Here is a 12,146-nt window from a genome sequence, read left to right as displayed (position 1 = left end):
ATGTAAAAACGAACTTGATTCTTGCTTATTGCGAGACTCAAGTTCGTTTTTTGTTATATATTCAATTGGTTGTGTGGGTTCTATTTTTTCTCAATACAAAATAAAATTGGTGGATTATTCTTTTGATTGATAAATTGGTAGGTCAGTACACTATATTCTTCTTGAGCTAATTGTTGAGAATACTTTTGAACTAATGCTAATTCAGCTTCTCCTCCAGCGTGTCCATAATAAACGACTAAAATAATTCGTCCCTTCCGCTTTAAGCGAGCAACTAGTGCATCTAGAGCTTTTTTAGTAGTATCTGGTTTTGTAATGATTTGTTTATCACTTTTAGGAAGGTACCCTAAATTAAAAATAGCTGCTGTTAGCTCTGTTTCTTCTGGAATTGTTTTTCCAATGGTTTCATGACCTTGTTGTAATAGAATAGTCTGGTTGTTTAAACCTAATTCAGTAATTTTTTTTTCAGTGTTTATCAGTGCTTGCTCTTGGATGTCAAATGCATAGACTAAACCAGTTGAACCAACGAGTTCTGCTAAAAAAGCGGTGTCGTTCCCATTACCCATCGTAGCATCTACGACGACATCTCCAACTTGAACGATCTCTTTTAAAAGCGTATGACTAAAATGAAGCGCTGTTTGCAACATCAACTAAAAACCTCCTTAGCGTTACGCACATTATAAAAACCTTGAACGCTGTTTCGACGTTTCATCTCATCATCAATGGCATTCAGGACTTCCCATTTCTTCAAACTCCACATCGGACCAACTAAAGAATCAGTAGGTGCGTCCCCCGTTAAACGATGGATCACGATTTCTGGTGGAATCATTTCTAACTGATCACAGATAACATTTACATAATCAGTTCGGGTCATTAACTGCAAACGTCCCTCGTGATAATCTCTTAACATACGAGTATTAGTCATAAGATGCAATAGGTGCAATTTGATGCCTTGAATATCTGAATCAAGAATCGTGCGACGAACATTTTCTCTCATCATGTCTAGACTTTCTCCAGGCAAACCGTTGATTAAATGAGTACAAACTCGAATATCATGTTTCCGTAATTTTGCTACACCTTCTAAATACGTTTGATAATCATGGGCTCGATTGATTATACTACTTGTGTTTTCATAGGTCGTCTGTAACCCCAATTCCACCCACAAATAATACCGCTGATTCAGTTCAGCTAAATACTCGACGACCTCATCAGGCAGACAATCTGGACGAGTTCCAATCGAAATGCCGACAACTCCTTTTTCATTAACGACTTGTTCAAAACGATGCCGAATGACTTCAATAGGCGCATGAGTATTTGTAAAGTTTTGAAAATAGACGATGTATTGAGCGACATTTGGCCACTTTTTATGCATCATGTGAACTTCCTTTTGAAATTGGATCGGTAAAGGGTCCTGTGGTGCAACGATCATATCACCCGAGCCTGATACGCTACAAAAAGTACAACCACCTTTAGCAACAGTCCCATCTCGATTCGGACAATCAAACCCACCGTCTAAAGGAACCTTGAAAATTTTCCCACCAAATTGCTGACGTAAAGCATAATTCCATGTATGGTAGCGTTTGTGTGGATCTTCTGTATAGATAAATTCAGCCATCTTTCTTCTTCCTTCTAATGTTGTTTACTTTTAAAGCGCCAGACAAAACGTTTTTCTAAATAAATTGGATACGTCATTAAGAGCCAAGCTAAACCAAAACAGAACCCACCTATGACATCGCTAGGAAAATGAACGCCCACATAAATTCGGCTAATACCGATTAGAAAAATTCCTAATCCCAAGAGAATTTGCAAAAATAAACAAAGATTTTTTTGTTTAATAAATTGTGGCAGTAATAAAATAATCGTGCCATACAGCAAGACACTTCCAGTAGAATGGCCACTTGGGAAACTGTAACTGTGTTCTGTTACTAAATGATTCAATGTTGGGCGGGGGCGCATAAATAATAACTTAATCAATGGATTGGCTATACCGGCAATCAACCCTACATTTATCAATAGCCAAAACATCTCCGCATAAAATTTTCCTCTGTAGAGAATAAATGTGATGGCTAAGGTGAGAATTCCGACTGTCAACGGATCTGCAAATTTTGTATACCAGATGAAAAACTGATTTGCAGAAGGATAAGGGGTTCGTACGATTGTCGTGATTGTCTGATCAAAACCGTTTAACCAACTAGAATAAAAACGCACGACATAACCTAAAAACATAAAGACAACTAAAAAACAGCTGCCCGCAAATTGATAGTATAGTTTATTTTTCATGAAAAATCCTTTCCAAAGTAGATAACGTTTATTATAACATCAAATAATCAAGAACACAGCTGAGAATCATCAAAAAAGAAGAGGTTGGTATAAATACCACGAGAGCTATCTCTCGCAAGATATTTATACCAACTTCTCTAAGTTCAAAAAAAAACTAGCTTTCTTCGCCATCTTCATAATCCGAAGGACCTTCAACTGAAATATCCCCAGAATTTGTTTGTAAAGTGAGTGATTTTGTTCCTTTTCCTTTTTTGTAAGACGTTCGTTCTTTACCGAAAATCGTACTATCACCTAATTTTGTTTTTGTTTCGATTGTTACATCATATAAAATTTCTTCGGTATGCAGGTCAATACTTCCTCTTTTAGTATCAACTGCTAATTTTTTAGGAATTACAGCTCCGTATAATGAAAAATCACCATTGACACTCTTGATGTCAGCTTCGCCTTTAAGATCAGTTGCTTGGATTTCACCATTGGTAGTCTCTATTTTAGTGATTCCTTTTACTGCATTCAGGTAAACATCACCAGATGCGCTAGTAATAGACCAATTAGCTGCAGTAAAATCATTTACTTGAATATCACCACTGTTGGTGTTGAATGTTGCTTTATCCGCTCGAACATCACCTTGAATGTTAAGATCACCATTAGATGTTTTAAGCGCCAATTTTTCTGTATTAGTATTATTAATGTTAAGATCAGCGTTAGCTAATGTAATAGATAAATCTTTTGTTGTAATGCTCGAAAGATTGATAGTCCCATCAGCTTTACCATCGATGATCAGGCGTTCGGTATCATCAGGAATTGTCAACGTTACAGCTGAGCCACGGTCGAACATCTCTAACGCTATTCCGTCTAGTTGTTGTTTTTTCTTAGTACTACTGGCTGAAACACTTAAATGATCCTCTTTTTCCTGAACATCTAAAGAGCTTTTAATTGAAATTGGCATAGAACTCCGAGTATTTAATACAATTTTGTTCGAGTTTTCAGTGATAATGTGAAACTCAGCATTACCTGAAAGATCAAGATGGACTTCTTTTGTACTTTGTTTATTTTTTATCTCATAGGTTTGTCTTTTTACATCTGTCATATAATTTTCAGCGCGTCTAAAGTAAACAGCACTCCCTATTCCACCTATGATCATAGCTAAAACTCCGATAGTTAGAAAAAAAGCAGTAGTCTTTTTCATATTAAATCTCTCCTCTTAAGACGTGAATATTCCATTGCAGATAACGTTTTAATATTTTTCCAAAGAATTTTGTTAGAGGTGTCAGGATCAATAAGCCGATGATACCAGCACCAGAAAGAAAAATACTAACAAACAATTGGAACATCGCTCCATCATTAAATCCAGAAAAGATTGAAATACCTCCAAGGATTGGCGAAAATAAGAGAACGATAGCGACTAACCAACAAGAAAATAAAACCATAATAAAAGCAAAAATCATCCAAAACATAAAGAGAAAATTAAAGGCAAGAACTCCTACAACCTGGCAGAACCGTGTAAAGCCGTTACGTTGAGGGCGTTCATAAGAACGAAAAGCATCATCATAAGGATGTTCAGGTGTATCTTCATAATGATCATCATTATTTGTGATAGGTTGTATTTCTTGCCAACCATCTCGTTCAAGTTTTTTTTCAGGAACAGTGATATCGAATTCCTGTAAAATTTCTTCAGCGATCCCTCTTGGTTTTCCTAAGCTTTTTGCAATCTGTTCTTCCGTTTCACCATCAGCTAAGCGCTCTTTAAAGATTGTTTCATATTTATTCAAGATAAACCCTTGCTGTTGATTTGTTAAAGGCTTTAAGTAGATTTTCAGTTCGATTAAAAAGTGCTCTTTATTCATTTTTTTCCCCCATCTCATTTTATTCGTCAGCTTCTCCTTTTCCACTATAATTTTTTTTAGACGTAATAACAAGTCTTTCGTCAAAAAATCAGCCTAAGGTAAAGAGCGACATCAGACTTGAGACCTAGTCTAGCCGAAAAAGAAAAAATCAATTATCTAATCGATAAAAATATTCAATTAGAAAGAAATGTTAAACAATATTTTGTGTGATTTTGGAAAGAAAAACTAAAAAAATATTTCTATTTTCTTTAAAAAAAGGGTATAATAAAAATTAAGGAATAGTTTTTTTAGAAAATTTGGAGGACTTATCATGGAGAAGTACAACACATCAAGAAAAGAGCGAAGAAAAGCGGAGCAGAACAAGCTTGCTTATGATCAGCTAAAAAAAGGAACCACTGTGCTTAGCTCTGCGATTGTAGTTTCCTCAATTGCTGCCCCGATTGCCGCTCCGAAAATAGCTGAAGCGGCAGAAGATCAACATTCAAGTGCTCAAGTAAGTTACTCAGACACAAATACACATACAGAAGGCGTTCAACCAACGACAACTGACTCTAACGATTCGATGACGCAAGAAACTCAGACGACAGCACCTGAGACCTCTTCCAGTGAAGAAACGTCTGAAACACAAGAATCATCAGAATTAAATACATCAGAAACAATCGAAAGTACTGAGACAACTGAATCAACTGTAACGACAGATTCTTCAACTCCTGAAAAGGAAGAATCAAAAATGCCAGAAATTATGATGCGTTCAGCAGCAATCCCTCAATCTAGAAGTATTAGCCCGAGTACCTTCATTGCTGACATCTCTGGTCACGCACGCTCAGTTGCAGCAGCAAATGATTTGTATGCTTCTGTAATGATGGCGCAAGCAATTCTTGAAAGTGATTGGGGCAGAAGTACATTATCGGCAGCACCGAATCACAACTTATTCGGAATCAAAGGTAGTTATCAAGGACAATCGGTTACCATGTTGACATGGGAAGTCTATAATGGACAGTGGGTTCAAGTAAATGCTACTTTTAGAAAATATCCTTCTTATTCAGAATCATTTAGTGATAATGCGTATGTCTTAAGAAATACATCTTTTCAATCAGGGATTTATTATTATTCAGGTGCATGGAAAAGCAACACGAATTCTTACAAAGACGCAACAGCTTGGCTGACAGGACGTTATGCAACTGATCCTACCTATAATACCAAACTTAATAATATCATAACAACGTACAATTTAACTCAATATGATACGCCTTCATCAGGCGGCGGAAATACAGGTAGCGACAATAACAGCGGTAATACCGGGGGCAACACAGGTGGAAATACCGGAAGTGGCAATAATAGCGGCAATACAGGCGGCGGAACAAGCAGTCAAGATGTGACGCATACTGTAAAAGCTGGCGATAGTTTATGGGGATTGTCAGCTAAATATGGCACGTCAATTGCTAATATTAAAAGCTGGAATAAACTTTCTGGAGATGTCATTTATGTAGGTCAAAAATTAATCGTTAAAAAAGGTTCTGGTAACGTAGGCGGCAATACAGGTGGAAATGCCGGAGGTGGCAATAGCAGTGGCAATACAGGTGGTGGAACAAGCAATCAAGATGTGACACATACTGTAAAAGCTGGTGATAGTTTATGGGGATTGTCAGCTAAATATGGCACGTCAATAGCGAGCATCAAGAATTGGAACAAACTTTCTAGCGATGTCATTTTCGTAGGTCAAAAATTGACCGTAAAAAAAGGCTCTGGTAATGCAGGTGGTAGCACTGGTGGAAATACTGGAGGTTCAAACGGGAATACAGGTGGTTCTGGCAACACTGGAACCTCGAATTCTTACTATACAGTAAAATCAGGTGACTCGTTATGGGCAATTGCTAATTCAAATGGTATAAGTATTGCAAGCTTGCGTCAATGGAATAATTTAAGTGGCGATATCATTTATCCAGGCCAAAAACTGATCGTGAAAAAAGGGTCAGGAAATACTGGTGGAGGTAACACAGGCGGTAATGCAGGTGGCTCAACTGGTAATACGGGAAGCTCTGGCAATACAGGAACTTCAAACGCCTCATACACAGTAAAATCAGGAGATTCACTATGGGCAATTGCCAATAAAAATGGTATAAGTATTACTAATCTACGTCAATGGAACAAGATAAATGGCGATATTATTTACCCCGGTCAAAAATTGATCGTGAAAAAGGGTGCAGAGAATACAAGTGGTAGTAATAGTGGCTCAACTGGTAATACTGGTAGCTCAAATAATGCTGGAACAGCTACTAGTCACTACACGGTAAAATCAGGTGACTCACTTTGGGCGATTGCCAATAAAAATGGCATAAGTATTGCAAACTTGCGTCAATGGAACAATCTAAGCGGAGATGTGATTTACCCAGGTCAACGTTTAGTTGTGAGAAAAGGCCAAGGAGGATCTGCTAGTTCACCTAGTAATCAAGGTAGTAACGAAACAGCAGGATCACACACTGTAAAAAGTGGAGATACTTTATGGGGACTTTCTCAACAATATGGAGTAAGCGTCCAAAAAATCAAACAATTGAACGGGGTATCTAACGATATAATCTATATTGGTCAAAAATTGAAAGTTAAATAAAACAATTGAAATTGTTTGAAATATTTGGTAGTATGATAGCACATGATAGATATGTAAACAGTGAAGAGGAATAGTAGAAAGAACCATGTTTTAGAGAGCGTATGGCTGGTGAAAATACGTACAGAAGCTTTCGAACTCGCCTTTGAGTTATTTTACTGAATGAGTTAGATGTAGTTAACTTTATTAAGTATAATCGGCGGCGGCCGTTACAACGCTGAGGTTTGTATTTATACAAGCGAAGTTAGGTGGTACCACGTTGTCAATCACACGTCCTATAGGAATATTTTCCTGTAGGACGTTTTTGTTGTGAATCACTACGATTGGCTCTGCCAGAGTAGCTGATGAACAATACCGGACGCGTAAAGAAACAGCCATCAACATATCATTGAATGACTGCCAAGTAATGACTTAAAAATGGTAGAGAATTAATTTAAGAAAACGGAAAAAAGTAATAAAAAGCTACTTAAATAGGAGGAAAAAAACGTGAGTTACGATCACAAGAAAATCGAGAAAAAATGGCAAAAATATTGGGCTAAACATAACAGCTTTACTACTCATGACAACCCAACCAAAGAAAAATTTTATGCTTTGGATATGTTTCCATATCCGTCAGGACAAGGGCTCCATGTTGGTCACCCAGAAGGATATACAGCGACAGATATTTTGTCACGTATGAAAAGAAGTCAAGGATACAGTGTGTTACATCCAATGGGCTGGGATGCATTTGGTTTGCCAGCAGAACAATATGCATTAGATACTGGAAATGATCCAGCAGAATTTACGAAAAAAAATATTGAAACCTTTAAACGTCAAATCAATTCACTAGGATTTAGTTATGATTGGAATCGTGAAATCAATACGACAGATCCAGATTATTATAAATGGACACAATGGATCTTTACTAAACTATATGAACACGGTTTGGCTTATGAAGCAGAAGTTGCCGTTAACTGGGTACCAGAACTTGGAACTGTGATTTCGAATGAAGAAGTTATCGATGGAAAAAGCGAGCGTGGGGGGTACGATGTTGTTAGAAAACCGATGCGTCAATGGATGCTAAAAATCACAGCATACGCTGACCGATTATTGGATGATCTAGACTTAGTTGATTGGCCTGAAAGCATTAAAGATATGCAACGTAATTGGATTGGCCGTTCTGAAGGTGCAAACGTTGATTTTAAAATCAAAGGAAGTGACGACAGCATCACCGTCTTCACGACACGAGCAGATACTTTATTTGGTGCTAGTTACTTAGTTGTTGCACCTGAATTAAAACTAGTTGATGCAATCACAACTCCGGAGCAAAAAGCAGCAGTGATAGCTTATCAAGAAGAAGTTAGTAAAAAATCTGATTTAGATCGTACCGATTTATCTAAAACAAAAACAGGCGCTTTTACAGGAGCTTATGCAATCAATCCCGTGAATGGCAAAGAAATACCGATTTGGATCGCCGATTACGTATTAGGTAGTTACGGAACGGGTGCTGTTATGGCGGTACCGGCTCATGATGAAAGAGATTACGCGTTTGCTGATAAGTTTGGCATCGAAATGATTCAAGTGATTGAAGGCGGAAATATCAAGGAAGAAGCGTACACTGGTGACGGTCTTCATATCAATTCTGGCTTCTTAGATGGCCTAACAAAAGATGAAGCGAATGAAAAAATGTACCAATGGCTAGAAGAAAACGGCTGTGGTAAAAAAGAAGTTACTTATCGTTTACGTGATTGGTTATTTTCTCGTCAACGCTATTGGGGCGAACCAATTCCAGTGATTCATTGGGAAGATGGGACAACAACGACAGTTCCAGAATCTGAATTACCTTTGACATTACCGAAAACAGATGATATCAAACCTAGTGGAACTGGCGAATCACCACTTGCAAACATTACTGAGTGGATCAATGTCATTGATCCTGAAACGGGTAAAAAAGGCAAACGTGAAACGAATACAATGCCACAATGGGCAGGTAGCTCTTGGTATCATTTACGTTATATCGATCCACACAATAAAAATGAACTAGCGAATTATGAAAAATTAGAGCGTTGGTTACCTGTTGATATTTACATTGGCGGAGCGGAACATGCCGTTCTTCACTTATTATATGCGCGTTTCTGGCATAAATTCTTGTATGATATCGGTGTTGTACCAACAAAAGAGCCCTATCAAAAATTGTACAATCAAGGAATGATTTTAGGTCAAAGTTTCCGTGACAGTCGTGGTGTATTAGTACCTACTAACATGGTTGAAAAAAAAGACGGCGTTTGGGTAAATATTGAAACAAGGGAAGAGCTTGAAGAAGCACCAGCCAAAATGAGTAAATCCTTGAAAAACGTTGTAAATCCTGACGATGTTGTCGAAAAATACGGTGCAGATACACTAAGAATGTATGAAATGTTCATGGGACCGCTAGATGCATCGATTGCATGGAGCGAAAATGGACTTGAAGGTAGTCGCAAATTTTTAGATCGCGTGTGGCGCTTGATCGTAGATGAAAATGATAAGATGCGTGATCGTATCACGACAATGAACGATGGACGTTTGACTAAAGTGTATAATCAGACAGTGAAAAAAGTGACAGAAGATATGGAAAACCTACACTTTAATACGGCAATTTCGCAATTGATGGTCTTTGTGAACGAAGCAAATAAAGTCGATGTTTTACCATATGACTATATTGAAGGATTCGTTCAATTACTAGCGCCAATCGCACCACACGTCGGTGAAGAGCTGTGGGCAATCCTTGGAAACGAAGAAAGTTTAACAAATGCGCCTTGGCCAACATTTGATGAAGCTGCATTGATTGAAGACGAAGTCGAAGTTGTTTTCCAAGTTAATGGAAAAGTTCGTGCGAAACTGAATATTACTAGAGGATTGAGCAAAGAAAAATTAGAAGAAAAAGCTTTAGCAGCAGAAGAGATTCAAGCCTTTATTGATGGGAAAACAGTACGCAAAGTCATTGTTGTTCCAGATAAATTGGTAAATATTGTAGCGAATTAAATATAGTTGAAACAGAGGTGCTGCATAAAATCGGTGTCTCTGTTTCGCTATAAATAGGAATAGGAGAGAAAACTGATCAGTTATATCACGTTTATTTGACCGACAAATAGGGGAACTAGTGGAACAATTAAAATAGTATAAAAAAAGTAAATAAACACATTTTGCACAAATCAAACTATCATGCTACAATAATCCTAATAAATGACGAAGGTGGTGAATAAGTACAATGGTCAACATGCCAAAAATAACAACGGGTTTTTCTTATGTAATAGGCTACCTAGCTTTTTGTCATGTTATTATTTTCAATTTTTTATCTCAAGGGACAAGTGTGTCCAAAAAGGGATAAAAAATTAAATAAAACAGACCATTCAGACTTATTTACTTGAAACGAATGAATCATAAAATAACGAAGAAGTAGCAATGAGGGGTTCACTTGTCTTAATCAAAAAAGTGTAGCTTCTCTAGCTTTATAGTAAATAATGAAGGTTGAACGAAGATAATTGTTCAGCTTTTTTGTGTATGCTAAAATTTATTAATGGTGATCTGTCTGAATGGCAGAAAGAGGCAAAGATGTTACTCCAATTACAAAAAATAACTAAAAATTATGGAACAGAACCACTTTTTGAAGAGTTAAATTTACAAATAAATGAAGGTGAAAAAATAGGAATGATCGGAACAAACGGCTCTGGTAAATCGACCATTTTAAAAATTATTACTAGAATGGAAAGCATAGATTCAGGAACAATCAGTTGCAAGAAAAATACACGAATTGGCTATTTAGCTCAAATACCGGACATTTGCGAACAGAAGGTCAAAGACTATTTATTAGAAACGTTCACATTACTGAATACGATTCAAAATCAATTAATACAATTGGAAGAGCAAATGATGAGTCCAGAATGTGACATAGACAAAATAGTAACTCGCTACGGTCAAAAACAAGAAGAATTTCAACGAGCTGGCGGTTACGAGATGGAAAACAAACTAGAGATGATCGCCAATGGACTAACAATCAATTACTTGTTACCAAAAAGAATTTCGGAATTAAGCGGCGGTGAGCAAACAATTGTTGCATTGGCAAGAATTCTGTTACAGGAAAATGATCTTATACTGTTAGATGAACCAACTAATCACCTCGATGCCAAAAGAATTACCTGGCTGGAAGGCTATTTGACTCACGAAAAAACGGCTTATTTGATTGTTTCCCATGATCGATTGTTTTTAGATCATACAGTTGAAAAAATCGTAGAGTTAGAAGATGGTAAATTACAAGAATTCAAAGGCAATTATTCTGCATATAAGCGACAAAAGGAAGAACAGCTTGAAAAAATTAGAAAAAATTTTGTAGAACAGCAAAAAGAAATGAAAAAATTGAAATTGGCAATTCGTCGCTTTCGACAGTGGGGACACGAAGGAGATAATGAAAAATTCTTCAAAAAAGCCAAACAACTTGAAAAACGGTTAGAAAAAATTCAGAAAATCCCAAAACCTAAAGACGAAACCGCGAAAACAAGAAAAAAATTCAAGGAAACATATCGATCTGGGAAAGAAGTTTTTCAATTTAAAGAAGTCAGCAAAAGTTATGCTGACCAAAAACTGTTCGATAAAGTCGAATTTTCACTATTTTGGAAAGAGCGTGCAGCGATTGTAGGAGAAAATGGCGTAGGAAAAAGTACGTTACTAAAGTTGGCACTTGCAATGGAGGAGCTTGATAGTGGGGAAATCAAGCAGGGAACGAATCTTCGCATTGGCTATTTGCCTCAAGTAATACATTACGATACGCCTAAACAAACTCTATTACACTCGTTCAGGGAAGCTTGCGTCTTAGATGAACAAGAAAGTCGTCGTGCATTAGCTAACTACGACTTTTACAATGATGATGTAATGAAACAGGTTCGATTTTTAAGTGGTGGAGAAAAAGTGCGTTTGGAATTAGCAAAACTGATGTATAACGAGGTTAATTTTTTAGTATTAGATGAGCCAACAAATCATTTAGATATCGAAACGAGAGAAGAAATAGAAGAAATACTAGAAGCTTTTAAAGGAACGATGTTAGTCGTTTCGCATGATCGTTTCTTTCTACAAAAAATGGTTGATACATTTTTAATTGTTGAAAAACAGAAAATCACAAAAGAAATTGGAGATTACTCAGATTTACTTACTCTTAAATAGATAAAAACAAATCAAAAATAAAAGGTGAGGCTGGGATAGAAGCTTATTTCTGGAAGGAGTGTTCCTGATCCCACCGTTTATTCGCATTTAGGGTGTGAAACAAAAGTGATTTTTACTTTTGTCCCACACCCGTTTTTCTTTTTCAACTGGTCTTCATAAAGAAAAATCTCGAAATTGAGTCATAAAATAGTGTAGAGTAAAAGAAAAATGGAATAGTTTATAAAAAACTTAACAATTGCGAAAAGCTG

Annotated in this window: 8 protein-coding genes and 1 other annotated feature; of the genes, 3 read left to right on the top strand and 5 right to left on the bottom strand. The window is 36.8% G+C overall.

Going from position 1 to position 12,146, the window contains the following annotated elements; genetic code table 11:
- Window positions 1-80: 80 nt before the first annotated feature.
- The 5 genes from IGJ34_RS13290 to IGJ34_RS13270 form a co-directional block, all read right to left on the bottom strand.
- Window positions 81-644 carry a class I SAM-dependent methyltransferase gene (locus IGJ34_RS13290; RefSeq protein ID WP_069653587.1) on the bottom strand — a complete coding sequence of 188 codons (564 nt, stop codon included), beginning with the start codon at window positions 642-644 and terminating at the stop codon, window positions 81-83.
- Entirely contained in the window at window positions 644-1,612 is a 969-nt protein-coding gene (locus tag IGJ34_RS13285) for a TIGR01212 family radical SAM protein (RefSeq protein ID WP_069653588.1), read from the bottom strand. Before IGJ34_RS13285 ends, IGJ34_RS13290 begins: the two co-directional genes overlap by 1 nt.
- Before the next feature lie 14 nt (window positions 1,613-1,626).
- The gene (locus IGJ34_RS13280) at window positions 1,627-2,277 is read right to left on the bottom strand and encodes a phosphatase PAP2 family protein (protein ID WP_069653589.1); all 651 of its coding nucleotides are present in this window, start codon (window positions 2,275-2,277) and stop codon (window positions 1,627-1,629) included.
- 154 nt (window positions 2,278-2,431) lie between these two features.
- On the bottom strand, window positions 2,432-3,463 hold the full coding sequence (locus IGJ34_RS13275) for a DUF4097 family beta strand repeat-containing protein (protein WP_206836796.1): 1,032 nt from the start codon (window positions 3,461-3,463) through the stop codon (window positions 2,432-2,434).
- Between the two features lies 1 nt (window position 3,464).
- Complete coding sequence (locus tag IGJ34_RS13270; protein WP_069653591.1) at window positions 3,465-4,121, bottom strand: DUF1700 domain-containing protein; 657 nt, start codon at window positions 4,119-4,121, stop codon at window positions 3,465-3,467.
- Window positions 4,122-4,431: 310 nt separating this feature from the next.
- Here IGJ34_RS13270 and IGJ34_RS13265 point away from each other — a divergent pair, with 310 nt between their 5' ends.
- From IGJ34_RS13265 to abc-f, 3 genes are all read left to right on the top strand, one after another.
- On the top strand, window positions 4,432-6,729 hold the full coding sequence (locus IGJ34_RS13265; protein WP_430597642.1) for a LysM peptidoglycan-binding domain-containing protein: 2,298 nt from the start codon (window positions 4,432-4,434) through the stop codon (window positions 6,727-6,729).
- A 51-nt stretch (window positions 6,730-6,780) separates the two neighbouring features.
- Window positions 6,781-7,007: a binding site (T-box leader), on the top strand.
- A gap of 205 nt (window positions 7,008-7,212) precedes the next feature.
- On the top strand, window positions 7,213-9,726 hold the full coding sequence (gene leuS, locus IGJ34_RS13260; RefSeq protein ID WP_430597641.1) for a leucine--tRNA ligase: 2,514 nt from the start codon (window positions 7,213-7,215) through the stop codon (window positions 9,724-9,726).
- 570 nt (window positions 9,727-10,296) lie between these two features.
- Window positions 10,297-11,898, top strand: coding sequence for a ribosomal protection-like ABC-F family protein (gene abc-f, locus IGJ34_RS13255; protein WP_430597640.1), 1,602 nt, complete (start codon window positions 10,297-10,299; stop codon window positions 11,896-11,898).
- Window positions 11,899-12,146 lie beyond the last annotated feature (248 nt).

Source organism: Enterococcus sp. AZ177 (assembly GCF_050544585.1).
Taxonomy (GTDB): Bacteria; Bacillota; Bacilli; order Lactobacillales; family Enterococcaceae; genus Enterococcus_L; species Enterococcus_L plantarum.
This window is presented reverse-complemented; position numbering and strand designations above follow the sequence as displayed.

Coding starts and splice junctions, on each gene's coding strand:
- IGJ34_RS13275 (WP_206836796.1), bottom strand. CDS start 3,463: ATGAAAAAGACTACTGCTTTTTTTCTAACTATCGGAGTTTTAGCTATG.
- IGJ34_RS13285 (WP_069653588.1), bottom strand. CDS start 1,612: ATGGCTGAATTTATCTATACAGAAGATCCACACAAACGCTACCATACA.
- abc-f (WP_430597640.1), top strand. CDS start 10,297: ATGTTACTCCAATTACAAAAAATAACTAAAAATTATGGAACAGAACCA.
- IGJ34_RS13280 (WP_069653589.1), bottom strand. CDS start 2,277: ATGAAAAATAAACTATACTATCAATTTGCGGGCAGCTGTTTTTTAGTT.
- IGJ34_RS13270 (WP_069653591.1), bottom strand. CDS start 4,121: ATGAATAAAGAGCACTTTTTAATCGAACTGAAAATCTACTTAAAGCCT.
- IGJ34_RS13290 (WP_069653587.1), bottom strand. CDS start 644: ATGTTGCAAACAGCGCTTCATTTTAGTCATACGCTTTTAAAAGAGATC.
- IGJ34_RS13265 (WP_430597642.1), top strand. CDS start 4,432: ATGGAGAAGTACAACACATCAAGAAAAGAGCGAAGAAAAGCGGAGCAG.